Origin of the sequence: Auritidibacter sp. NML120636, from assembly GCF_003185945.1 — a bacterium.
Lineage (GTDB): Bacteria > Actinomycetota > Actinomycetes > Actinomycetales > Micrococcaceae > Auritidibacter > Auritidibacter ignavus.
The window spans coordinates 39,681-62,148 of the sequence record NZ_QHLO01000010.1 but is presented as its reverse complement, the minus strand read 5'-3'; the positions used below and the strand labels follow the sequence as shown (position 1 = coordinate 62,148).

Sequence of the window (22,468 nt, the reverse complement as noted above, 5' to 3'; positions counted from 1 at the left end):
CCGAAATGGGGCCGGTCGCCGTTGGTCGTCAGGTGTGGAGCTTAGGCGCTAGGCTGCTTCGGCACCTTGCGGTCAGAGCCCTCTTCGAAGACTGCCGGGTAGACGCCGTTCTCGTCATGGGTTTCACGGCCGGTGACCGGCGGGTTGAACACACAGGCCATGCGCAATTCGGTTTCAGCGCGCACGGTGTGCTTCTCGTGACCATCCAGCAGGTACAGGGTGCCGTCCTTGAGTTCGTGGACTTCACCGGTCTCTTCGTTGGTCAGGGTACCGTTACCCTGCACGCAGTAGACGGCCTCGATATGATTCTGGTAATGGAAGGTCGAGGTCGTGCCGGCGTAAATCACGGTATCGTGCATGGAGAAACCAACACCTTCGCGGGCGAGCACCATGCGACGTGAGCGCCAGTTCTCCGAGGTTACGTCGCGCTCGGTGTCATTGGTGTCATCACGGTTAATAACGTACATATCAAGTTCCTTTCACTGGCTGGCGCCGAGTTGATGCCGCGGCCAGCCGGTTGTTACTGACGTCGTGGTTTATGCCGTCGATTTAGGCGTTAGCCAGGTTGTCTTCGTTCTGTCCGCCGGTAATACTGCTGACATCGGCCCCGGTCAGCTCGCCGAGGATTTCGGCGATCAGATTCATACCGCGCTCCAGCTCGTCGAGCTCGGTGGTCAGCGGTGGCATGATCTTGAGAACTTCGTCTTCCGGACCCGAGGTTTCCAGCAACATGCCACGCTTGAAGGCTTCAGCAGCCACTTTGCCTGCCAGGTCTTGATCTTCGAAGTAGATACCGGTCAGCAGACCACGGCCACGCACTGCAGATCCGGAAACAGCAGCGGTAATCTTGATCAGCTTGTCCTGAACCAGCTCGATAGCCTGAGCCAGGTGACCCTTCTCGAAAGTGTCATCGGCCCAGAACTCACGCAAGGTGGCAGCACCGGTCACCAGCGCCAGGGCGTTGCCACGGAACGTACCGTTGTGCTCACCCGGACCCCACACATCCAGTTCAGACTTGAACAGGGTCAGCGCCAGCGGCTGACCGGAACCGGAAATGGACTTAGACACGCAGACAATGTCCGGGGTAATACCGGCTTCTTCGAAGGAGAAGAAGCTACCGGTACGACCGCAACCGGCCTGCACATCGTCAACAATCAGCAAGATCTCGTGGCTCTTGCACAGCTTGGCCAGCTGACGCAACCATTCGGCGCGTGCGGCACGCAAACCACCTTCACCCTGAACGGTTTCGACGATAATGGCGGCTGGCTTATCGACACCGGATCCGGAGTCTTCCAGGACGCGCTCCAGCCAGATGAAGTCTTCGGTCTCGCCGTTGAAGTAGTCGTCGTAGGGAATCTTCGAGCTGTTGGTCAGCGGAATACCCGCACCCTTACGCTTCATCGAGTTACCGGTCACCGACAGCGAACCCAGGGTCATGCCGTGGAAGGCGTTGGTGAACGACAGAATGTGCTGGCGTCCGGTGACCTTACGGGCCAACTTCAGTGCGGCCTCAACAGTGTTGGTACCGGTCGGGCCAGGGAACATGACCTTGTAGTCCAGACCGCGGGGCTCGAGGATGACTTTCTTGAAGGTTTCCAAGAAGTCGCGACGTGCCGGGGTCATCATATCCAGCGAGTGCAACGGGCCACCGTTGTCCAGGTACTCGCGGATGGCGTCGATCAGCTTGGGGTGGTTGTGTCCGTAGTTCAGAGCACCAGCCCCGGCGAAGAAGTCCAGGTAGTCGGTGCCGTCTTCGGCGATCTGGTGGGAGCCAGATGCTTTGACGAACACGGTCGGCCAGGAGCGGGAATAGCTACGAACCTCGGACTCTGTTGTCTCAAAAATCTCGGTATCCATGGGGAATTCCTTTCCGTGGAAAACTTGTCTCGACCCATCTCTCCGCCAGCGAGCGGGATCAGTGCGATCCTGCTCTAGCTGTTCAGCGGTGCGATGTGGTGAAGGTATTCGGTGGGCTGATCGTCGGGGTACATCTCAGGGGTGAATAAGGGGGTAATCTCTTCACCAGCGTTGTTGCGCTTGGCAAAGGAAGCAAACAGGGCGTTGGAGGCTTTATTCGTGGAGGTAATGGTCGTCTCCAACACTTTCGGTTGCACCGATTCGTTGAGCGCGTCCAACATCTGAGAGGCCACGCGCAGTCCCCGAGCGGCTTCGTCGACGCCAACTTGCCAGACCATCAACGTGTCTGGGGCATCAGGGCGGATGTAGCCGGTAATGAACCCGACGACTTCACCATCGAGTTCGGCAACAACGGAGGTTTGGGAGAAATCTCGAACCCACAGCAGATAGCTATACGAGGAGTTCAAGTCCAAGACGCCCGTGTCACGAGCGATCCGATAAATTTTTGCTCCGTCTCCGGGAGCGAACGGTCGAACCGTGATAGCGCGGGGTTTGTCGGTCGGGTGGTCTGGAAGGGTCTTTGTGTCATCCATCTTTTTTCACAATAGACGACTGAAAAATGCTTTCAACCCGGCCCTCACGCCGATGTGGGCCAATTTTAGGCCGGAAAAAACGCCTAAACCGTTGATAATCATTAGGGACCCGGAGAGCGCCAGGGCTCGAGAAGCCGAGCCAAAAGCTGTTACCAAATTGTTATACAAGACGTGTTGGATGTCACATTTTAAGTGGGGTAGCCTCCCGATTCTACACTCGAGCTCATCTCACGGCGTTCATGAGTTGGGTTGGTGAACAGGTCTTCGGTAGGGTTTTTCTCATCGACAGGGGAGCACCACCGTGGTGCTGAGAGTGCGAACGCATTTCGCAGACCCTCGAACCTGATTCCGGGCCATGCCGGCGAAGGGAGTCGAGTATCTCTCCTTGCACCGTGGGCTAATCGCGGGTGATTCTCACCTCGCCCAGGGTGCTCGCCCTCCTATCCCTTGAAGGAGGATATGCACTGATGACGCACCTCACCCATCACTCACCTGGGCCCGCCCGGTCTCACCGTCGAAAGATCAGCACGGTGTTCGGGCTCTCGGCGGTGGTAGCGCTGGTACTGTCAGGATGTTCGGCCGCAGATCAGGCAGATAATAATGGTGGAGACAACGGTGACGAGAACCAGACAGTTACCATGATGACTCACGATTCCTTCAGTGTCTCCGAGGAATTGCTCGCGCAGTTTGAAGAGGAATCCGGTTACACCGTCACCACCACAGCCCCCGGTGACGCCGGGGCTGTCGTCAACCAGCTCATCCTGCAACAGGACTCCCCCACCGTGGACGGCTTCTTCGGGGTGGAGAATTATTCGGCTCAGACGCTGTTGGACGAAAACTTCCTGCAGGATTATTCCGGTCAACTTCCAGAATCTGCCCAAAACCTCGCCGTTGATGGCTCGGACGCGCTGGTGCCGATCGACCACGGTCAGGTTTGCATCAACGCTGATACCGAGTGGTTTGACGACAACGACCTGGAAGTTCCGGAGACCTTGGACGATCTCACTGATGAGAACTACAAGGACCTGTTGGTCACCAGTGACCCGAATGATTCCTCCCCGGGCCTGGCGTTCTTGGTTGCCACCCGGACGGAATTCGGCGACGATGCCGAACAGTACTGGGAAGACCTGTTCGATAACGGGGTGAAAGTCGCCGGTGGCTGGTCTGATGCTTATTACGCCGACTTCTCCGGTTCTGAAGGTGAAGGACCCTACCCGTTGGTGGTGTCTTACTCCTCGTCACCGGCCGCTGAAGAAGGTCGGACCACCAGCATTGACGGCACCTGCATCCAGCAAATCGAATATGCTGGCGTGCTGGAGGACGCCGAGAACCCCGAGGGCGCTCAGGCTTTCATCGACTTCATGCTCTCCGAAGAATTCCAGGCGGATATTCCTGAGCAGATGTTTATGTATCCGGTCGATGACAGCATCGAGCTGCCAGACGAGTGGAGCGAATACGCCTCACTGACCGAGGACCCCATTGAGCCGGATCTGCAAGAGGTCGCGGACCAGCGTGAAGACTGGCTGAACTCCTGGACCGAAACCTATGAGGCCCAGTAGTCGCCCCTATGGCGTCCCGCCTTGTTGTCTGGTTGGTTGCTTGCCTTACTGGTAGGTGACCAACCAGGGGGTGGGATTCACCTGGTCGTAGGTTTGTGCCGGCGTCAGCATGGGCTGGTCTTGACGGTAGAAGTTCTTCCATGCCGGCCACATATCCTCGGGCAAGTCCTCGGTGAGCACGCTCCAGGTCTCCTGTTTGACCTCTTGGGTTCCGTGGCCATCGGCGTGCAACACCACGGCCAGCTCGTCATGGGAGGTATCCACTTGGTCGCGGTTGGTGATCATCGAGGTGCGGAATTGGTGCAGGACCAGCATTTTCTCGGGCAGATCGTTTTCTGCGGTGAGCTCGGCCAACCAGTCGATGACCTCGTTGATTTCAGCGGCATCGACGGTGCCGATCTGACGGCCGTGCACCTGACCGGGTTGCAAGCGCCATTCGGAGTCCAGCGCCAAACCCACGTGGGGTTCTTTCAGCAGGTCCTCATAGAGTTTCGCCTGCGAGAGGAAATCGTTATGACCCGGTTGCAGGTCCAAGATCACGTAAATGTCTTCTTCTTTGGCCCGATCGACCCACTCTTGCAGGTCCTCGACCGGCAGGGCGTTGGAGTAGTTGCCGTCCTCGCCGGGGTGAGCGGTCGCGACGGAGGTGATGATTTCAAAGGCCGGTTGGATCGGATCCTCACTGTTTTCCGAGTACTCATCGGCCAGCTCTTCGACACGAGTTATCGACCCCTCCAGGTCCTGTTCTCCCAGGGCACCCAGTGCCTCTGTGGACGGGGTACCATAAAGTGCGACGAACCGGCGGTCGGGGAACAGCGTATCACCGCCACCGGGCAGTTCTTCTGGTTCCGGGGTCGGCGAGGGCGAGGCAGTCGTGGGCTCTGCCGAGGGGCTAGACGTCGTGTTATTTCCCGCGTCGCTGGCCTGATCTGCCCCATCTGAGGAGCTACAACCGCTCAGCGCTAAACCGGTAGCTAACAGAACGGCGAACAAACGAGAACCACGGAAGTCGCAGGGAGTTTTCATCACGGGCCTACTCTACAGGACCCCCGGCTTAATGACCCGTCATAAATCCAATTGACCTGAAAAGAACGGTGTGATGTCGCGTTTTCGTTGGATCGTGTGGGTGCTCGTCGCCCTGCTACCGTTGGCCTTCCTTGCGGTCTTTTTCGCCTGGCCGGTGCTGGGGATGCTGGCCCGAGGCCTGGTTGATGATCAGGGCTCGCTGGACCTGTCGGGTTTTGGGGAAGTCTTCGGCACCGCACGCACCTGGCGGATTATTGGTCACACCTTGTTCATGGCCACCGCCGGAACTCTGGGCTCCCTGGTGCTTGGGATCCCGGGCGCCTATATCCTCTACCGCACACAGTTTCCGGGTCGAGAGATGCTCCGTTCGGTGGCCACCGTCCCGTTTGTGTTGCCCACCGTGGTGGTGGGGGTAGCCTTCCGTGCGGTCTTTGGGCCAGGCACCAGCCTAGCGTTTCTGGATCAGACCACGACGGCAGTGATCATCGCCATGATGTTCTTCAACTATTCGGTGGTGATCCGTCAGGTGGGGTCGTTGTGGCAGGTCTTGGATCCACGTTCCACTGAAGCGGCCAGAATGCTCGGGGCTTCCCCGGCTCGGGCGTTTTTCACCGTGACCTTGCCAGCGCTACGTCCAGCCATTGCTGGAAGCGCCGGGTTGGTGTTTCTGTTTTGTTCGACCGCCTACGGGCTAGTGCGGTCGCTGGGCGCCCCGGGAGTCGGGACGTTAGAGACCGAGGTTTTTCGCCAGACCAAGACGTTCCTCGATCTGCGCACCGCCGCGGTGTTGTCGATGATTCAGTGCGTGATTGTCGTGATATCGGTGATCATTACCCAGCGCACCGGTTCCTCGCAGGCGGCTCGGTTGCACCAAGCGCACCGGGTGAGGCTGACCCGCACCGACTGGTTCCCGTTGACGATCACGCTCGCGGTGGTCCTCGGACTGATACTGACTCCCTTGCTGACCTTGGTGGCCCGGTCGTTGACGGTTGATGGCGAATTCAGCACGCGCCATTACCAACTGTTGGCTACGCATTCGGGAACCGGTTTTGCCGGTGGCGCCACGGTGGTGGAGGCACTGGACCATTCGCTACGTATCGCACTGGATGCCACAATAGTCACCGTCCTGTTGGCAATTCCGCTCGCGTTGTTGCTCACCCGTCCCACCCATTCCCCGGCGGTGCGGTCCCTGCAACGGCTCATCGATGGCGCCTTCATGCTCCCGTTGGGTGTTTCGGCGGTGACCATCGGTTTCGGATTCTTGATCTCCTTGCAACCAGCCTTCCCACACCTAGCGCAGTCAGGATTGCTCGTCCCGTTGGCTCAGGCGGTGGTGGCTTTGCCCCTGGTGGTACGCACTCTGGTGCCGGTGTTGGCCGCGGTCGACCCGGCCCAACGTGAGGCTGCCACGATGTTAGGGGCTTCCCCGGTCCGGGTGATCGCCACCATTGATGGCCCCTACGTGGTCCGTAGCCTCGGATTGGCTGCCGGCTTTGGTTTTGCGGTCTCGCTGGGAGAATTTGGGGCCACCAGCTTTTTAGCGTCCCCGAGCTATCAGACGTTGCCGGTGGTCATTGTCCAGCTGCTGTCGCGTCCTGGTTCCGATAATTTTGGGATGGCCATGGCTGGCTCGGTGGTGTTAGCCGTGCTGAGTGCTGGCATATTGTTGATCTGCGAACGGCTTCGCCCGGCGGGCGTGAAGGAAAGGACATCGTGACAGCTTCCACCACACCACAGCAACTCATCGCCGAGCAGATCTCGGTGCACTATCCCAACGGGTACCAAGCCATCACCGAGGCCAGCTTCCAGGTTCACGCCGGCACCATCCTGGTCCTGTTAGGACCCTCGGGGTCGGGAAAGTCTTCGCTGTTACGTGGCATTGCCGGACTGGAGCGGATCAGCTCCGGCACCCTGCGTTTTGGCGACCGCATCTTGGCCGGGCCAGGCCAACATGTTCCGGCACACCGGCGCGGCATCGGCATGGTATTCCAGTCCGCCCAACTATTCCCGCACCGCTCTGTGGCCGGCAATATTTCCTATGGCCTCGAAGTGGAACATCTCCCCCGGTCGCAACGCCGGGCCCGGGTGGAGCGTCTGCTGCAGCTGGTGAACCTGCCCGGTTTTGGTCGTCGCAACGTCGCCACACTCTCGGGTGGTCAGGCCCAGCGCGTGGCCTTGGCTCGTTCCTTGGCGGTAGAACCGGCGGTGATGTTGCTTGACGAGCCACTCTCGGCGTTAGATACCGAGCTACGCTCACGATTGGCCGACGATATTCGGCAGATCCTCACCGAGGCCGAGATTGCCGGAGTCTATGTCACCCACGACCATGCAGAAGCCCGGATGGTCGCCGATCAGGTGGCGTTGATCGACCAGGGACGTCTGCAACGCGTGGGCACGGTCACCGAAGTGTTAGGCGCTTAGTGTTCGCGGTGCGGTGCCGGTAGCTGGGAGCGGGCTGCCACAAATTCGGTGGCCCAGAGGTCTTCGAGCTCGACGGTTTCGCGGTGTAGCGTGTTGATGTCAACGCCCTCGCTCTGGTGCAGTGGCGGGTCGAAGCGGATACCTTCGGTCATATCCAAAGTCCGGACCTGCTGGAGGTGATCTTCCCAGCGCAGATCTTCATACAGTTCCTCGTAACCGGAGCTGAAGACCCAGTTCAAGAATCCGGCGTAATCCGGGGCTAACGGGCCCCAGTTCAACCGCACCGGGTCGAAATAGCAAATATAGCCGGTGCTAATGCCCAGTCCGCCACCATCGATGGCATAAATACCGCCGATGACGTCCACCGCGATGGTCATATACAGTGGTCGGCCATTGTGTCGCGGAGTCCAGACGGTCAGATCGGGGAGCTCATCGTTTCCCGACCCGAGGATGCGCAACCACCCGCCATCGATCAACAAGCCGGCGGTGTGGGTCAGCAGTGCTCCCATGTGTGAAACCTCGGAGACACCCAGCTCGTTGAGCACCTGACGTGCCCGGGCGGGATCAGCTTCGACCCGGTGGACGCGTTCGCTCTGTTCACTGAGCAATTCGTCAATAGCCGGCCAGGTGTCACTGAATTCGGGGATGGTTAGCGAGCGCTTATGGCGCTGGGGCCCACGGGATTTCTTTTGACGCCGAAAAAAGATCATGGTCTCATCCTGTGTGGTGTCGAACAGAGGGTGACGGAAGCCGACTAGTTGAGGTTTTCTTCGTCCTCGACCACATCGAAGCCCAGGATATCGACGGAGAATCCGCGTTCTTCATCCTCGTCATGGGCGTGTTCGTCGCGGGATTCGGCCCACTTTTTGTAGCTGTTCTGCGAATCCCACCGGGTGACGACGAAGTACCGGGTTTCACCCACCACCGGGCGGAGTACTTCGAAGCCTTGAAATCCCTCGAAGGTATCAACGGCCCGCTTGCGGTTCGCGAAGCGACGCTCAACCTCATTATGGGCACCATCAGGAACCGTCAGCGCAGTGATATTGACGAAAGTCATGTCGGTCATTCCTCCTCATACCGGGACGAAGTCTGCCCCGAGTATTCTACCGGTTCAAGTGTAGACCTTTTCGAGGTCTTTCACGGCGTCTTTGTACGTTCGCTCTATCGAAGCCGAACCCTGGGGATGAGGTGGTCCGGGCCGGTAGCTGTCGGTTGCGGGCGGTCCACGTTGCACGATCGCCGGGACCAAGCCGATCAGTACTTGCGGACCAACGCGGAGCGTGAGTCGCCACATCACCGCCACGGTGGTCAGGTTCCCCACCGTGTGTGCCGGCACCTCAGTGGTGCTATGGATCCGTGGGCTCAGCGGACTCAGTGGAGGCACCGGCATCGAAGAGAGCCAGAATATCCTCGGCACCGAGCGAGGAGGAGAACGCGGTATCGTCTTCGGTCAGTGAGGAGAAGAGTTCGGCTTTGGCCCGCTGGAGCTCGACGACTTTTTCTTCAATGGTGCCTTCAGCGACCATCCGGTAGACCATAACCCGTCGGTCTTGACCGATCCGGTGGGTGCGATCCACGGCTTGGGCTTCGGCGGCGGGGTTCCACCACGGGTCGAGGAGGAACACGTAGTCGGCTTCGGTCAGGGTGAGTCCGAATCCACCGGCTTTGAGTGAGATCAAAAAGACCGGGATGTCTCCGGCCCGGAACTGCTCGATCACCGCTGACCGGTTTCGGGTGGCTCCGTCGAGGTAGCTGTGGGCAATGTCGTGTTTGGTTAGTGTTTCAGCCACCCGATGCAAAAAGGAGGTGAACTGGCTGAAGACGATCACGCGGTGACCGTCAGCGACCAGTAGCTGCAATCGTTGCATCAGGTCGGTGAGTTTCGAGGAGTCCACGTCCCGGTACTCGTCGTCGACGATCTGCGGGTCGAGGGCGAGCATGCGCAACAGCGTCAGCGAACGGAAGACGTTCATCCGGTTGGAGTCGAAGTCCTGAATGAGGTGCAGGACCTTTTGCCGTTCCCGTTGTAGCACCCGGTCGTAGAGGCGACGATGCTCCGGATTGAGTCGGACGGTGATGGTTTGTTCTTGTTTTTCGGGTAGCTCTTGGGCCACCACGTCCTTGGTACGACGCAACATGATCGGTTTGATGCGCTGTCGTAGCCGGTTCATACGTTCGGCAGCTTTGCCACGGATCTCGGCGTCTTCTCCCGAGGCACGCTGTTCGGCAGAAATGCGTTGGCCGGCTTCGATGGGTTTTTGGTAGGTGTCGCGGAAGGTGGCGTAGGACCCGAACAGTCCTGGGACGGTGAGGTTGAGGATCGACCACAAGTCCGAGAGCGCATTCTCCATTGGGGTGCCGGTGATGGCCAGCCAGAAGGGGGCCTGGAAAGAGCGGATGGCTTTGTGGGCCTTGGTGCGGTGATTTTTGACGAACTGCGCTTCGTCGAGGATGATCCCGCCCCAGGTGTGTTCGGCGAAACGGTCGGCATCCAGACGCGCAATGGCGTACGAGGTCACCACCAGGTCGGAGTCTTCAACGACTCGAGAGACGTCGGTTCTCAAGCGTGCGGAGCTGGTGTCGAGTACGGTGACGTTCAGGTGGGGGACGAACCGTTCCGCCTCGGATTTCCACACACCCACCACCGAGGAGGGGGCGATGACTAAGAATGGCCCCTCGGGGTTGCCGGTGGTGTCCTGGCGGGCAGTGGTGCGGGCATAGTCGACCAGGGCCAGGGTCTGCAGGGTTTTGCCCAGGCCCATATCATCGGCGAGGATGCCGCCGAGTTTCAGATGCCACAGTTGCACCAGCCACCGGAAGCCTTGCACCTGGTAGTCGCGTAATTCGGCGTTGACGGTCTCGGGGACCTCGGCCGGGGGTAGGTCAGCAACGCCACGTAGCGAGTCTAGTTGGTTCATCCAGGCGCTGACTCGCGGGTCCACTTCCCACCGGGTGGCGATTTCTTCCGCGTAGGAGAGCACTTCGGGTTCGAAGCGGGACACCGTGGGGGCCTCTGGATCCCATTCGTGCAGTTCGGTGGCCTCAGCGATCAGCCGGCGTAGTTCGTCGAAGGCCGAGTGGTCCAAGGTGAAGTAGGTCTTGTCTGGCAATAGCACCGCATTTTCTCCACGCACCAGGGCCGAGAAGACATCGGTAAAGGGCACCGTGGTCTCGCCAACGGTGATTTGAAATCCCAGGTCGAACCAGTCGCGTTGGGCTGAGGGGGTGGCCGAAATGGTCATCGAGGGTTCCCCGTCGAGCTGTTCGTAGTCTGGCTTATCCCCCATCTCGGTGACCTGGATATAATCCATGTCGTGGAGCTGGGGCAGAATTTGGTCGATGAAGATCGCTGCGGTGGCCCCGGTGTAGACGAAGCTCCCCCGGTCGGCATCGGGCCAATACTCACGGGCGGCGGTGAGCACCTGTGCCATGTGCTCGGTCTGGTCCTGCGTGCCCTGATAGGACCACCGGGCATTGACACGCACCGTGTCACGCTGCCGTGACGTCGTGGTGCCGGATTCGGCGTTGATCGCAACTCGCAGGTCCAAGACCGCCGGAGGGATTTCGGGCAGGTCCACCGAGTGGTCGGCTGACCCGATCGACAGCACCCGGTTCAGGCCCGGATAGTAGTTGTCGAAAAACTCGGGGACATCGGCGGCTGGAACGGTGATGTTCTCGTTCTGGTCCAGCAGTTCTAACAATTGAGATTCTAGCGGCTGGGAGCTGGGAATGATCCGAAGCCCGATGCTTGGCTCAGCGGCCTGATGGGCTCGGGCCTGGTAGAAACCGATGGAGCCAATCGCCCCGTCGAGGGATTCACTGTGCTGGTCCACCAGCGCCTTGATGCCGATGCGCATCCCGGATTCTTCTCCCAGGTCCGCATCCAGGGCCTGTAAGTCGACGTAGGGCTCGCCCTCGGAGCATAATTCCACCTCAGAGCAGCCAGCGTAGGCGATCAGCGGGATCTGTGCTTCTAACACCGAGCGCAACAGGTCCCAGATCTGCGGGGAGGACACCAAGGACAGGTTGATCAAATCCTGAGAGCCCAGCACCGAGACGCTGGAGTTATACAGTTGCACCAGCCGGTGCAGGGCCAGGGCTTGTTCGGGCCAGTACTTATTGGACGAGACCGGCACCCGGTGTTCGAAGGTGGTCCAATTTAGCCCGCCTTTAATCCACCGTCCACGGGTGCCTTTGCGCAATGGTCGCAACCGGATGGATAACGCCCGGCTGGCGGTCACATCCTGGGGCCGAGCGGTCTCCCAGCGCACCATATAGCGTCGTGCCCACGAGCCGGCTCCCCCGGTGTGAGCGGCGAATAATTCTACCCCAAGACCGACCTCCGTGTAGTCTTCCTCGGGCTGTTCTCGAGGCAGCAGGACACCCAGCGCGTGTCGCCAATCGGGTCCGGAGTGCACCGTGGTTTCGGTCTGTTCGTCGGCATCGGCGTCCTGAAAGAGATCAGATTCCGGCGACGGGGCCAGATCGGCCGGGTCCATGTGTTCTTCGAAGAGCATTTCGGCTTCTTCGGTATTGGCTTCCCGTCCCAACACCGCTTCGGCGGCTTTGATCGAGCAGGTGAACGCCACCGCCGCCCCATGCTTGCAGAAGCTACCGATCGGGCAGGTGCACACCGCGTCGATGACCTGGTACTGCTCGCTGTCTTCGGAAACTTGCAAGGCCAGGCGGGTGTGATATTTGCGGGTCCCTTCAACCTTGGCCGAGCACACCAAGATTCGTTCGTCGTGCCAGCGCTGGGTTAAGGTCAGCACACGGTGCTCATTGGCGTACTCTTGGCCACGCTCGGCCATGGTCTCGCCAAAGCTACCGTAGATTTCCTCCACGGCAATGTAGGGTGCAGTCGGTGTAGACCCCGCGGTTGCAGTCACGAGGGTAGCAATCCTGTCTCGTATTGTCGGACGTGGTCGGTCACCCCGGCGAACCGGAAGCCGGTGGCGGTATCAGTCGGGGTGATGTAATTATCCGAGTCCAACCGGTGGCTGTGGTGCAACTGGCGGTACTGCTCGACGCTGAGCGTCTTTCGCGCGTTCAGATCTGCCTGGAGGTGCTCCAGGTAGTCCAGGTGCTCGGTATAGCGGGGCTGGACCACACCGGTGAAGAATTCAGCGACCGAGCCGGACCCGTAAGAGAAGAAGCCCAGCCGTTTGCGAGCCAGCTCAGCGTTATTCGTCAGCTGGGCGGCCAGGGCGAAGTACAGGCTGGCGGTGTAACTATTGCCCAGCTGGCGGTTGAAGCTCATGGATTCCTCGATCAGCGCGTCATCGAGCTCCACGCCGAGGTGTTGGCCCAGGTGACGGTGGGCTTTCCGGGCCATCTTGGTGAAGGGTTGGTGATGCAAGAACCGGTCGATGTCCTCCAGGTCGAGTCCCGGTGCCCGACGCATCGCGTCATCGTAGGCTCCGGCGGTGGCATCCAGATAGGCGTCCAAGGACAGGTGGCCGTTAACGTAGGGGGTCGAGGAGTCGGTGGGCCGCCAGAAGTCGTTAACGTCGGCGGTGTAAAACCCGGTGACCGGTTCCAGTGCAACCAGGTGTGGTTCGGCCGAAACCAACATAGCCACCGCACCGGCACCCTGGGTGGGTTCTCCGGGGGTGTCCAGCGCGTAGCGGGCAATATCGGAAGCGATCACTAACACCTGTTCTTGCGGAAACCGGGTAATGTGCCCGACCGCGAGCTGCAGTGCCGCGGTGGCAGAATAGCAGGCCTGTTTCAGCTCCACGGTGCGCACGTTCGGTGCCAGGCCGAGTAACTGGTGGACAAAGACTCCGGCCGATTTGGACTGGTCCACTCCGGTTTCGGTGGCGAAGTACAACTGGGTAATTTTGTGCTCGGGGTGCCGGGCCACTAGCCGGGAGGCGGCGGTGGCAGCCAGGGTGACGATATCTTCATCGGCGCCGGGCACCGAGAAGCAGTCTTGTCCCAATCCCAGGTGATATTTCGCCGGATCGGTGCCCTGATAGTCAGCCAGATCATCAAGCGAGAGCACATAGCCGGTGGTGGCCACATCAAGATCTGTTAGGCCAATGCTGTACTGGGTCATGCGCTAGTTCTACCCCTTCTTGCCCGCTTTTTCGCCCCCGCTGGGCGTCTCAGCCGTTTGTCTCCAGTCTGTCTAGTCTAGCGCTGTTGCTGGTTGCGTTCGAATGCTCGGTGTGTGTTCATCAGCTCACCGGGGTTGGTTTGAGCTGCCAGCAAGGACAATTCACCGCACCACACGCTGGCGGCGATCAACCCGGCCAGCCGGCGGGAGTTCTCGCCGATCTCGCGGTCTTCGTTCAGCCCCATCCGTGCCATGGCTTGTTGCACGTGGGGCAGGTGCTTGCCGTTACCCACCGTGCCGACGATCAGGTGAGGCAGACTCACCGAGAAGTACAGGTCGCCCTCGCGGTTTTCTGCATAGGCGAAGCCCTGGGAGCCTTCGACAATATTGGCCGCGTCTTGGCCGGTAGCAAGATAGAAGGCCAAGAGCATGTTGGCAAAGTGAGCATTCGCCGATCGGATCGCTCCGGCGATGGTGGAACCCACATAGTTTTTCTGCACGACCAACTGAGTGAGCTGCTCGGCGGTGGTGCGCAGATTCTTCTCCACCACGTCGCGGTCGATGACCATCTCCACGGTGACCGAGATTCCGCGACCAAGCACACCGTTGACCGCGGTGGCTTTTTTATCGGTGCAGAAATTTCCTGACACCGACCCGTATCCCAGCCCCAGGTCCCAGCTGAGGATCTCCGACAGCACCGCATCAGAGGCGGCGGTGACCATATTGTGTCCGGAGGCGTCCCCGGTGGTGTAGGCCAGTCGCACAAACAGCAAATTACCGACAATCTCGGGATGAATCTCGATGAGTTTGGCGTAGCGGGATCCGGCGGTGACCAGCTCGTTGAGGCGCTGGTGGCGGGCGTCGATAACCTCGGCCGCTCGTTGAGCGGTGCGCGCTGAATCGGCGGTGAGCAGAATCGAGCGGGTCATCCGCTGGTCATGCACTGTCGCCTGCAAGCCGGTCTCGTGGAGCCGGGAGATCTTCGCCCCACGCCCCACGGAGGGCCACAACGGGGTTTCGTAGGTCGCTAATGGAATGTCGATCATTTCGGTGGTGGTGAAGCCATCACCACCGATCCGTATCGGGCCTATCCAGCGGGTCGGCACCCCGGTGGGAAATTCCTGAGAGTAGGTGCTGGTACCCGGATCGCGTAGTGGGCTGTCGGTGGTCATCGGGTCTCCTTCCCAGAACGATTGGCCAACTGAGCCAGGTCGACCCCGCGGGCCAGGGCAAATTCGCGCACAGGCCCATGCAGGATCACATCGGTGTACTGCAACTCCTCGACGGTGTGCGCACCCAACAGCACCATCAGCTGGCGGATGCGGGTGAGCCAGATGCGGATCACCTCGGTGAGAGTTTCCGCACCATGGTGTCTGGCGATGGTCAAAAACGTGCCGGCTACCCCCACCGCACGGGCGCCCAATGCCAGGGCTCGCACCACGTCCAGCGGGTGGCGCACTCCGCCGGAGGCCAGCACCTGGAGTTCGCAGTGATGGTGCTCGGCGAGCTGGTGCGGGCTGGAGAGGATACCGGTGGCGTGGGCATCGAGCAGGCACCGGGCTGCCGAGGAGCCCAGCTGGGTGATCCACTCCCAGTTGCCAGCCTGGGCAATCGGATCCTCTCCGCTCGCGCGACGGTCGTTTTCAATGCGGGCGAAGTTCGTGCCTCCAGCACCGGCCACGTCGGCAATGGTCACCCCAATATCGCGCAGTTGGCCCAGGGTGCGGGCACTGAGTCCGAAACCGACCTCTTTGATGATCACCGGTACCCCATCGGGTTCCAGGGCGCGCACGATGTCTTCTAACAGTCCCAGCCAGTTGCTGAAGTCTCGCGAGCCTTCGACCATCACGGTTTCTTGGATGGCGTTGAGGTGAACTTGTAGCGCGTCGGCATCGAGCAGGTCCACCGCCCGGTGAGCATCTTCCACGCTGCGTCCGGCACCGATATTGGCCCAGATCAGCCCGTCCGGGTTCTCTTCGCGAATCACGCGAAAGGAGTCAGCGGTACTGGGCTCATCCAGCCCGATACCCACCGACCCGGAGGCCATCGGGATTCCGGTAGCCGCTGCTGCTTGAGCCAGGGCCCGGTTGATCTCCCGGGCCTGTTCGGTGCCTCCGGTCATGCCGTTGATGTACAGCGGGGCGACCAGTTGCCAGGGTCCCAGGGTAGCGTGGGTGGTCGTGGTCTCGGGGCTGATGCCGGCCAGGGCATGGTGGAGGATTTCGACCCGGTCGTAGTCGGTGACCACAGGATGGTCGGCCAGCTGGTGCTGTTGGGCGTCGGCCAAGCGAATATGGTCGTCTTTGCGCGATGCTGCCGTGGAGTTCACTGGTGATAGTCCTTTGCCTCGTACGGTGTCTCGTGCTGGCCCTGGTGCGATGCGGGCAGGTCTGGAGTTTCTATGATACGGGCTCCGGTGGGACTAACTCCGATCGGTAGCGGGGTGATGCCGGCTTCTTGCCAGGCTCCGGTGATCAGCGCGGTATCGACCGACTGGTCGGCCAGCACGATGCCGCAGTCTCCCCCACCGGCCCCGGAAGATTTGGCGCAGCACAGTTGGCCGCCGACCTGTTGGGCCAGGTCGATCAGTGTTTTCAAGGCCGGGGTTTCAATGCTGGTCCCGGTCAGCTGTTGCAACTGGTGCAAGGCGGTGCGGGTGGCGACCATCCCGTCGCGGACCGTGGCAAAGTCCCCGGATTCCAGGCCGGTGACCACGTCGGCGACAATGTGCTGATACATGGCCAGTAGCGACTGGAAACTCTCATCACTCTCGCTACAGGCCTGTTTGGAGCTATGGACTTCACCGACCAGCTGATCGGTCAGTGCCGGCCGGCCGGTCCATCCCACTAACACCGTGAGATTCTCGGGCACCGTGAGCCGCCGAAACGGGGTCTCGGCGAAGTGTTCCGAGGCCAACGCGTCGGTGACTGAGCTGACGGGGCCCTGCGGGTCCCCGGCGACATCTACGGGCAAGACCCGGGGCAACTTGGCGCGGTCCGGGGAGGTGTAGCAACTCCACCCTCCGCTCAGACAGGCGGCCACGTCGCCACCGGAGGCTCGCGGGGCCACCTGAATGGAGGCCAGCAGGCCCAGCCGGTATTTGTCGTACTCACTCAATCCAAGCTGGTAGAGCGCATCAAAGGCGGTCACGGTCGCCACGGTGATCGCCCCGGAAGAGCCCAGCCCGTACTTGGCCCCATTGGCGTCCCGGAGGTCATTGTGGACATCCAGGTCAACCGGGATACGGGTCAGTCCGCGTTCGGCCCGGAATTTTTCCATGATCACCGCGGTGGTCAGCGCATGGTCGGTGCCGGTGCGAGCGGTGTCGATGGCTTGAGAGATTCGGGCAGCGGTGAGCACATCGTGGCCCCGATGTGAGCCGGGTGCGCGCAGGGTGACGCTCAGGTACTTATTTACGGCAATTAACACGGCCGAGCATCCAGGCTCGACGACACCGTATTCGCCGGTGACATACAGCTTGCCGGGGGCTTGGGCGGTCAGCGGAAGGCGGCTGGACACTAGGGGGCCTCCACCAGTTGGGCCCCGGGCCCCGGAGCGAAGGTTTTCACCCCGGCCTGTGGGAGGAGCTCGTGCATGCGTGCCACGACGGTCTCGGCATCTTCCGGGCGGGAAATAATCACCACATTGGGGCCGGCGTCGGCAGTGGCGTAGCATTCGGTGCCGGCTTCACGCAGACCTGTTACGGCTTCGATGACCCGCCAGCTATCGGGGGCGAGGTAGCGGATCGGCGGGTTGGCGGAATTAATCAGTGCGTGCATCCGGTGGGCGTGTAGCTCGGTGAGCTCACCGATGGTTGTGAAGTCCTCGGCGGCACAGGCGGCCATCATCTGTTTCAGCACCGCTTCGGTGGTGGGGGCCCAGCCAGCAACAAAGGGGCTGGTCGACAGCGTACGACGCATTCCTTCACGGGAAGAGACTTTTTTCTGGGTGCCGGAAATGGTGACCGCGGTCATGCGCATGTCGGGGGCCTGGATTGCGGTGGCATAGCTGGTGGCGTCGTCGGTGCCAGCGTGCCAGACCGCAAACCGGTCGATCACCGACCGACAGGCGGAACCGGACCCGCGCCGGGCCAGCCGGGAGAGTTGGGCGGTATCTAGCGATAACCCATAGGCGGTGGCTGCGGCAGTGGCCAGGGCGGCAAAGCCCGAGGCCGAAGAAGCCATTCCGGCCGCGGTGGGCCCCTCGTTGCAGGAGGTGACCCGGGCGCGGGCGGTGGCGGTGTCCAGACCGGCTTCGGCGGCCAAGGTGCGCACCAGATCCAGGAAGGCGCTGATTTTCTGCGCGTTCGATCCGGTTTGTGGCGCACCGTTGAGTTCAAAGAGGTCTGTGTCGAGGTTATCGGCGGAGCTGTTGGCACAGCCGAGCAGTTCCACCCGAGTGGTGGTCGCAAAATCGTCCAGGGTCATTGACAGGGACCCGGCCAGAGGGATCATCAGTTGCTCATCGGCCTTGCCCCAGTACTTCACCAGGGCAATATTGGGGTGAGCTTGAGCAATGGCGTGACTCAACGATCCTCCTGGGCGGATGAGGGGGTGGGGGCAGAGGAGGGAGCAATCCGGGCGGTGGGTGCCGTCTGATTGTCGGTGGTGTTGGGGGTCAACGAGGTGGTCCAGACGCGGGTGGCGCCCACCGCGGTCATAGCCGCCGCGACTTTTCCGGCGAGTTCTTGGTCGGGGACCAGAGCAAGCACGCACCCACCGAGTCCCGAGCCGGTGAGTTTGGCCCCGTAAGCGCCGGCCTCAAGGGCCGCTGCGACCAGGGCATCCAGGGCCGGGGCAGAGACTCCCAGGTAGGCCAAAAGCGTGTGAGCTTCGTGCATATTGCGGCCCACACGCACCGCGTCACCGTCCCCCAAGGCCACGGCCACATCGTCGGTCAGATCGGCGAGATCCTCCATGACACGATCGACGACTGCCGGCTGGATATCACGTAGCATCCGGGTTCCTCCCACCGCGGCCGCGGTGGAGCCGACCGTGCCGGTATCCCCGATAACAAAGGTCAGTCCCGCGCCGACCTGAACGGTGGTGGGCTTGCCCTGTTGGAACCGCAATGGGGCCAGTGACTGCACCGCGTGGGCATCCAGTCCGGAGGAGGTACCGTGGGCAACGGTTTCGGCGGTCTGCACCAGCTCATGGGCTTCTGCCGGAGACAACCGGACCCCAGCGTGGTTGGCCACGGCTCTCACGACTGCCGCGGCGGTAGCCGCCGAAGAGCCCAGACCACGTTCAAACGGGATGGTTGAGCGCAAGATGACATCGAGTCGCTCGGCCCGCACATCCAATTTTTCTGCTGAGGCACGTAACGCGGTCACGATCGGCCCCATGTCTTTGGGGGCGTCGTTGAGCGGACCGGTGTAGAGATCGGTGGTGAGATACCCGCGCCGAGAATCGCGCACACCAGCGGTGGCTTGCAAGTCCAGCAGAGGTAGCGCGATCGCTGGTGCACCGTAGACCACCGCGTGTTCGCCGATCAGAATCGCCTTGCCGTGTGCTGAGCCCAGCCCGGACTGCACACCGGTCGAGGGGTCTTTGCTCTCGCGAGCTGTGGGCCCTTCTGGAGCAGTCACGACGGCGTGGTGGTGCCGAGAACCACGACGTGGGGCGTAATCCTGTGTTGGTTGCATGAACTCAATTACTGGTGCGTAGCTGACATGGGCATTCTAACGGTACGGTCCGCAGGCGTTGGTCGTCTCGCGAAATGTTTATTCTACGTGATCACCGAACCTCGCACGGCACTAGGCGTTCCACAACCCGTAGGAGTCGGCCAAATCGGCAATTTTTTGGGCGCGAGCCAGACGTGGCAGGTAGGACCCTTCCCCAGCTTGCGCGCCGGCTTCATGGGCGTCGAGCATTTCGTGAGCCCAGGCCAATTCGTCCTCGGATGGGCTTAGCGCCTTATTGATGTCTTCGACCTGGCTTCGATTCAAACACAGACGCCCGGTCATCCCCATCGACGCGGTCAGCTGGGAGCTTTCCACCACGGTCTCGACGGCTGCCTCCACCGCGGGCGGGCCGTCAATGGCGCCAGGAAGCTTGCCGACGCGGGAAGCATTGACCAACCGCGAGCGCGCATAAGCCATGGCCAGCGCATCTTCGGACACACCGACATCCTTGCGGTAGTCATTGGTGCCCAACGCTAAGCGGAAGGTGCCCGGTGCCCGGGCAATCTCCACGGCATTTTCGACTCCCACCGCAGATTCGATCAGAGCCAACACCGGAACGCCAGCACCCAGACGCATGGCGGTGTGTGAGACCTGTTCGGGGTGTTCAGACATGGCCAACATCACGCCACGTAGTCCGCTGAGTCCTTGGAGCTGACGAAGATCTTCGGCCCATTCATCGGTATTCGGGCCGTTAATGCGCACCCAGCCAGTCATCCCCGAGGTCAATGCCTCAACCACATTTTCCCGCGCCTGATCTTTCTGCTCTGCGGGAACAGCAGCTTCTAAATCCAGGATGATGGAATCGGCTTCGGATGCCATTCCGGGCGCAAACAGATCCTGTTGTGCTGCACTCATCAACAGCCACGAACGAGACAATTTAGCGGGCAAAGCAGCAGCGCGTCGGTTCCTCAAAGGCATGCATTAAACATTAGTCGATCGCTGTGTAGCTGACACCGGCTGTTCACCCACAGCCACCGAGTAACCCGTCGCAGAACAGACCGGTTTCCCCGGTTTTAGCGGTAAGATCTTGGCAGATCGTGTTGCCGTTAATCCAATCTGCGCTCGGGAGTGCCCAAAACCATGTTGCTCGCTAAACGTCCTCGCGGCGGTTCTCTGTGGCCCCGCCTGTCTGCTGTGGCGGTCTGTGGCGCACTGGTTTTGACCGGCTGTTCCGACGAAAATTCGAACCCCGAATCCCTCGGTCCCGGAGGGACAGTCAACGTTCAAAAGCCCGATGACGATGGCTACACCTCCCTGCCGATCAGCTTGGTTGCACTGTCAGGTAATTACCCGCCAAATACCACCGGGAACACCTTTGGTTGCGAAGACCTGTTGGTTTCGGTCCAGTCCGCTCCCACCCTGGTGGAGAACGAGACCGATACGGTCAAACAGGCTGTGCAGTTTTTGCTGGATGACCAGCACTACCGTCACGGCGATCCGCCATTTACCAATTCCGTGGTGTTCTCTCGGGAATCGCTACAGGTTGAGGAAACCACCATCGACGGTGATACGGTAACCGTAAAGCTGTCTGGAGAGGTGGTCACCCGTAGCGACTGCGAGTCGCAACGCATTCTGGCGCAATTGAAGCAGACAGCCGAGCGGGCAGCGCATGTCTCACAATCAAAGATTACCGTCAACGACCAGCCCCTCAATGAAGTGCTCGGCATCGCTGATATTGAGCTGGGCGAGGAAATCACCACGGAGTCCTAGATCATGTCTCATTCCCCCACTGTCCCACGACTGGGGGCGGAATTTGCCCACACGCTCCCAGAGCTCAGCGTTCCTTTCTCCCCCCAGCCGGGCCCGGCTCCCCAGATGCTGTTACTCAATACTCACCTGGCAGAGGATCTCGGACTCGACCCGGACTTGCTGAGCTCAGACCCAGGCCTGCAGTTCCTCTTGGGCCAGCACCCGGACGAGGATGCTGTTCCGGTGGCACAGAACTATGCCGGTCACCAGTTCGGCGCTTTTTCTCCGGTCTTAGGCGATGGCCGGGCTGTGCTGTTGGGCGAGCTCACCTGCTCTGCCACCGGACGTCGTGTTGACCTCCACCTGAAGGGGTCAGGGTTGACCCCGTTTGGGGCCGCCCGGGCCGGGGATGGCAAGGCGGTGCTCGGCCCGGTGCTGCGCGAGTATCTGATCAGTGAAGCCATGCATGCGCTCGGAATTGCTACCGCCCGCGCCCTGGCCGTCATCCTCACCGGTGAACGAGTTGTGCGGGGGCGCGAGACTCTACCGGGAGCGATCCTCGTGCGTGTCGCTGACTCTCATCTTCGCGTTGGCAGCGTGCAGCTGGCCCGCCACGTCAAACCGCGTTCAGACCAGTCCGAAGAGGTCCTGGACCGTCTGATACGACTAGCGCTCACCCGACATGCTCCGGACCGTCTGGAATCTGATCGACCCGCGGCTCAGGAGCTCTTGGCCCACACCGTGCACGCCCAAGCCGAGCTGGTGGCCTCGTGGATGCGACTGGGATTCGTGCATGGGGTGATGAACACCGACAATATGACCTTGAGCGGTCAGACGATTGATTATGGTCCCTGCGCTTTCGTGGACCGCTTTGACCCCACCGCAGTGTATAGCTCCATTGATACCAACGGCCGGTATGCTTTCGGCAATCAACCAGCGGTGGCCGAATGGAATCTCTCCCGCTTGGCCGAGGCGCTGTTGCCGAACATTGATCCGGATCCGAACCGGGCCTTGGAGATCGCTGAGCACCAGGTGCGCGAATTTGCCCCGGCGTTTGTCGACGCGTATGAACGAGGTTTGGCCGCGAAAGTCGGGCTGTCCGAACGCTACGACGACGACCACCGCGTCCGTGAGCTGGTGCGCGAGCTTCCCGAGCTGTGGCAAGAAACCCGGGTGGATCTCACCCAGTTCTTCCTCGGCCTCAGCAGGCTGGCAGGGACCATAGACGAGACCGACACCGATGTCCTCGGTGAGACCGAACGGGCCCGGACGTGGCTCACCCAGTGGCGAGCGCTCGAACCGGAAACCTCCGGACTGCAGGCCCTCAACCCGCGCTATATTCCGCGCAACCATCTGGTGGAAGAAGCCCTGGCGGACTCGGTGAGCGAGGTTGTCGCCCGACGAGATCGGGTCAGCGACAGTTTCACCACGCTATGGGACCTGGTGACCCACCCCTACGACTGGAAGCCCTATACGGAACGCTTTGAGCAACCGGCCCCGGAGAGTTTCACTCACAGTTTCCAGACCTTCTGCGGGACCTAGCCCACCGGGGTGCACGAGCTGTGGCATCTCAGCTGTG

General features: G+C 60.9%; 20 protein-coding genes and 1 riboswitch. Of the genes, 5 read left to right on the top strand and 15 right to left on the bottom strand.

The annotated features are described in order from the left end of the window. Positions 1–41 precede the first annotated feature (41 nt). The 3 genes from DCC25_RS09135 to ectA all read right to left on the bottom strand — a co-directional run bounded on the left by DCC25_RS09135 (position 42) and on the right by ectA (position 2,450). A complete protein-coding gene (locus DCC25_RS09135) occupies positions 42–467 on the bottom strand; it encodes an ectoine synthase (protein ID WP_110098125.1) in 426 nt (141 codons plus the stop codon). Between the two features lie 82 nt (positions 468–549). Next, the gene (gene ectB, locus DCC25_RS09130) at positions 550–1,857 is read right to left on the bottom strand and encodes a diaminobutyrate--2-oxoglutarate transaminase (protein ID WP_110101438.1); all 1,308 of its coding nucleotides are present in this window, start codon (positions 1,855–1,857) and stop codon (positions 550–552) included. 74 nt (positions 1,858–1,931) lie between these two features. Further along, positions 1,932–2,450 carry a diaminobutyrate acetyltransferase gene (gene ectA, locus DCC25_RS09125; RefSeq protein WP_110098127.1) on the bottom strand — a complete coding sequence of 173 codons (519 nt, stop codon included), beginning with the start codon at positions 2,448–2,450 and terminating at the stop codon, positions 1,932–1,934. A 277-nt stretch (positions 2,451–2,727) separates the two neighbouring features. Continuing rightward, positions 2,728–2,837: riboswitch (TPP riboswitch) on the top strand. An 80-nt stretch (positions 2,838–2,917) separates the two neighbouring features. On the opposite strand from ectA, the gene DCC25_RS09120 reads away from it, so the two are divergent. Continuing rightward, positions 2,918–4,009 carry a thiamine ABC transporter substrate binding subunit gene (locus DCC25_RS09120; protein ID WP_110101437.1) on the top strand — a complete coding sequence of 364 codons (1,092 nt, stop codon included), beginning with the start codon at positions 2,918–2,920 and terminating at the stop codon, positions 4,007–4,009. A gap of 45 nt (positions 4,010–4,054) precedes the next feature. Here the strand turns inward: DCC25_RS09120 and DCC25_RS09115 are convergent, their stop codons facing one another. Further along, positions 4,055–5,035, bottom strand: coding sequence for a hypothetical protein (locus DCC25_RS09115; RefSeq protein ID WP_110101436.1), 981 nt, complete (start codon positions 5,033–5,035; stop codon positions 4,055–4,057). 73 nt (positions 5,036–5,108) lie between these two features. Here DCC25_RS09115 and DCC25_RS09110 point away from each other — a divergent pair, with 73 nt between their 5' ends. Both DCC25_RS09110 and DCC25_RS09105 read left to right on the top strand, forming a co-directional pair. Beyond that, entirely contained in the window at positions 5,109–6,752 is a 1,644-nt protein-coding gene (locus DCC25_RS09110) for an iron ABC transporter permease (RefSeq protein ID WP_110101435.1), read from the top strand. Beyond that, positions 6,749–7,456 carry an ABC transporter ATP-binding protein gene (locus DCC25_RS09105; RefSeq protein ID WP_110098131.1) on the top strand — a complete coding sequence of 236 codons (708 nt, stop codon included), beginning with the start codon at positions 6,749–6,751 and terminating at the stop codon, positions 7,454–7,456. The genes DCC25_RS09110 and DCC25_RS09105 overlap by 4 nt, the downstream gene beginning before the upstream one ends. Here the strand turns inward: DCC25_RS09105 and DCC25_RS09100 are convergent. The 11 genes from DCC25_RS09100 to DCC25_RS09050 all read right to left on the bottom strand — a co-directional run bounded on the left by DCC25_RS09100 (position 7,453) and on the right by DCC25_RS09050 (position 20,118). Then, positions 7,453–8,166, bottom strand: coding sequence for a DUF2625 family protein (locus DCC25_RS09100; protein WP_110101434.1), 714 nt, complete (start codon positions 8,164–8,166; stop codon positions 7,453–7,455). The genes DCC25_RS09105 and DCC25_RS09100 overlap by 4 nt on opposite strands. Positions 8,167–8,210: 44 nt before the next feature. Then, a complete protein-coding gene (locus tag DCC25_RS09095; RefSeq protein WP_233242891.1) occupies positions 8,211–8,522 on the bottom strand; it encodes an antibiotic biosynthesis monooxygenase in 312 nt (103 codons plus the stop codon). A 45-nt stretch (positions 8,523–8,567) separates the two neighbouring features. Then, entirely contained in the window at positions 8,568–8,792 is a 225-nt protein-coding gene (locus DCC25_RS09090; protein WP_146206446.1) for a hypothetical protein, read from the bottom strand. A gap of 10 nt (positions 8,793–8,802) precedes the next feature. Then, positions 8,803–12,345 (bottom strand): DEAD/DEAH box helicase, encoded by a 3,543-nt coding sequence (locus tag DCC25_RS09085; protein WP_110101432.1) that lies wholly within the window; start codon positions 12,343–12,345, stop codon positions 8,803–8,805. Further along, positions 12,342–13,517: a hydroxymethylglutaryl-CoA synthase gene (locus DCC25_RS09080; RefSeq protein WP_110101431.1), complete on the bottom strand. Its 1,176-nt coding sequence runs from the start codon at positions 13,515–13,517 to the stop codon at positions 12,342–12,344. The genes DCC25_RS09085 and DCC25_RS09080 overlap by 4 nt, the downstream gene beginning before the upstream one ends. A gap of 77 nt (positions 13,518–13,594) precedes the next feature. Beyond that, positions 13,595–14,689: a hydroxymethylglutaryl-CoA reductase gene (locus tag DCC25_RS09075; RefSeq protein ID WP_110101430.1), complete on the bottom strand. Its 1,095-nt coding sequence runs from the start codon at positions 14,687–14,689 to the stop codon at positions 13,595–13,597. Next, a complete protein-coding gene (gene fni, locus DCC25_RS09070) occupies positions 14,686–15,846 on the bottom strand; it encodes a type 2 isopentenyl-diphosphate Delta-isomerase (protein WP_110101429.1) in 1,161 nt (386 codons plus the stop codon). The genes DCC25_RS09075 and fni overlap by 4 nt, the downstream gene beginning before the upstream one ends. Then, positions 15,843–17,036 (bottom strand): phosphomevalonate kinase, encoded by a 1,194-nt coding sequence (locus DCC25_RS09065; RefSeq protein ID WP_110101428.1) that lies wholly within the window; start codon positions 17,034–17,036, stop codon positions 15,843–15,845. Before DCC25_RS09065 ends, fni begins: the two co-directional genes overlap by 4 nt. Continuing rightward, positions 17,036–18,046: a diphosphomevalonate decarboxylase gene (gene mvaD / locus DCC25_RS09060; protein ID WP_110101427.1), complete on the bottom strand. Its 1,011-nt coding sequence runs from the start codon at positions 18,044–18,046 to the stop codon at positions 17,036–17,038. The genes DCC25_RS09065 and mvaD overlap by 1 nt, the downstream gene beginning before the upstream one ends. Beyond that, positions 18,043–19,161 carry a mevalonate kinase gene (gene mvk, locus DCC25_RS09055; protein WP_110101426.1) on the bottom strand — a complete coding sequence of 373 codons (1,119 nt, stop codon included), beginning with the start codon at positions 19,159–19,161 and terminating at the stop codon, positions 18,043–18,045. The genes mvaD and mvk overlap by 4 nt, the downstream gene beginning before the upstream one ends. A 111-nt stretch (positions 19,162–19,272) precedes the next feature. Beyond that, on the bottom strand, positions 19,273–20,118 hold the full coding sequence (locus DCC25_RS09050) for a CoA ester lyase (protein WP_110098141.1): 846 nt from the start codon (positions 20,116–20,118) through the stop codon (positions 19,273–19,275). A gap of 162 nt (positions 20,119–20,280) precedes the next feature. Here DCC25_RS09050 and DCC25_RS09045 point away from each other — a divergent pair, with 162 nt between their 5' ends. Together DCC25_RS09045 and DCC25_RS09040 are read left to right on the top strand one after the other, a co-directional pair. Further along, positions 20,281–20,910: a GerMN domain-containing protein gene (locus DCC25_RS09045; protein ID WP_146206445.1), complete on the top strand. Its 630-nt coding sequence runs from the start codon at positions 20,281–20,283 to the stop codon at positions 20,908–20,910. 3 nt (positions 20,911–20,913) lie between these two features. Beyond that, complete coding sequence (locus tag DCC25_RS09040) at positions 20,914–22,431, top strand: YdiU family protein (protein WP_110101424.1); 1,518 nt, start codon at positions 20,914–20,916, stop codon at positions 22,429–22,431. Positions 22,432–22,468 lie beyond the last annotated feature (37 nt).

Excerpts from the sequence above, each read along its gene's own strand:
- DCC25_RS09135 (WP_110098125.1), bottom strand. The coding sequence starts at position 467 with ATGTACGTTATTAACCGTGATGACACCAATGACACCGAGCGCGACGTA.
- ectB (WP_110101438.1), bottom strand. The coding sequence starts at position 1,857 with ATGGATACCGAGATTTTTGAGACAACAGAGTCCGAGGTTCGTAGCTAT.
- ectA (WP_110098127.1), bottom strand. The coding sequence starts at position 2,450 with ATGGATGACACAAAGACCCTTCCAGACCACCCGACCGACAAACCCCGC.
- DCC25_RS09120 (WP_110101437.1), top strand. The coding sequence starts at position 2,918 with ATGACGCACCTCACCCATCACTCACCTGGGCCCGCCCGGTCTCACCGT.
- DCC25_RS09115 (WP_110101436.1), bottom strand. The coding sequence starts at position 5,035 with ATGAAAACTCCCTGCGACTTCCGTGGTTCTCGTTTGTTCGCCGTTCTG.
- DCC25_RS09110 (WP_110101435.1), top strand. The coding sequence starts at position 5,109 with ATGTCGCGTTTTCGTTGGATCGTGTGGGTGCTCGTCGCCCTGCTACCG.
- DCC25_RS09100 (WP_110101434.1), bottom strand. The coding sequence starts at position 8,166 with ATGATCTTTTTTCGGCGTCAAAAGAAATCCCGTGGGCCCCAGCGCCAT.
- DCC25_RS09095 (WP_233242891.1), bottom strand. The coding sequence starts at position 8,522 with ATGACCGACATGACTTTCGTCAATATCACTGCGCTGACGGTTCCTGAT.
- DCC25_RS09080 (WP_110101431.1), bottom strand. The coding sequence starts at position 13,517 with ATGACCCAGTACAGCATTGGCCTAACAGATCTTGATGTGGCCACCACC.
- DCC25_RS09075 (WP_110101430.1), bottom strand. The coding sequence starts at position 14,689 with ATGACCACCGACAGCCCACTACGCGATCCGGGTACCAGCACCTACTCT.
- mvk (WP_110101426.1), bottom strand. The coding sequence starts at position 19,161 with ATGCAACCAACACAGGATTACGCCCCACGTCGTGGTTCTCGGCACCAC.
- DCC25_RS09050 (WP_110098141.1), bottom strand. The coding sequence starts at position 20,118 with ATGCCTTTGAGGAACCGACGCGCTGCTGCTTTGCCCGCTAAATTGTCT.
- DCC25_RS09045 (WP_146206445.1), top strand. The coding sequence starts at position 20,281 with ATGTTGCTCGCTAAACGTCCTCGCGGCGGTTCTCTGTGGCCCCGCCTG.
- DCC25_RS09040 (WP_110101424.1), top strand. The coding sequence starts at position 20,914 with ATGTCTCATTCCCCCACTGTCCCACGACTGGGGGCGGAATTTGCCCAC.